This window comes from Bacteroides caecigallinarum (genome assembly GCF_016902295.1).
Lineage (GTDB): Bacteria > Bacteroidota > Bacteroidia > Bacteroidales > Bacteroidaceae > Phocaeicola > Phocaeicola caecigallinarum_A.
This window is the reverse complement of sequence record NZ_JACJLQ010000219.1, coordinates 1-229: the sequence shown is the minus strand read 5'-3', so window position 1 is coordinate 229 and position 229 is coordinate 1. Positions and strand designations below refer to the sequence as shown.

The window sequence follows — 229 nt, the reverse complement described above, 5'->3', positions numbered from 1 at the left end:
CCATTCGGAGATTCACGGATCAAGGGTTATTTGCACCTCCCCGTGACTTTTCGCAGCTTATCACGTCCTTCATCGCCTCCGAGAGCCAAGGCATCCGCCATGCGCCCTTATTTACTTTCATTATCACGCACACACTCTGAACTGTATAATTCAGAGCGGATGATATATACTTTCAGCTCTTTTGGTTTTGACCAAAATTCTTTACTCTTTTTCAGCTTGTTACATCATG

The 229-nt window shown here is 44.1% G+C and carries 1 rRNA gene; it reads right to left on the bottom strand.

Annotation, left to right across the window (positions count from 1 at the left end):
- Positions 1-121 (bottom strand): 23S ribosomal RNA (locus H6A27_RS14885); the annotation flags it as partial.
- Between the last annotated feature and the right edge of the window lie 108 nt (positions 122-229).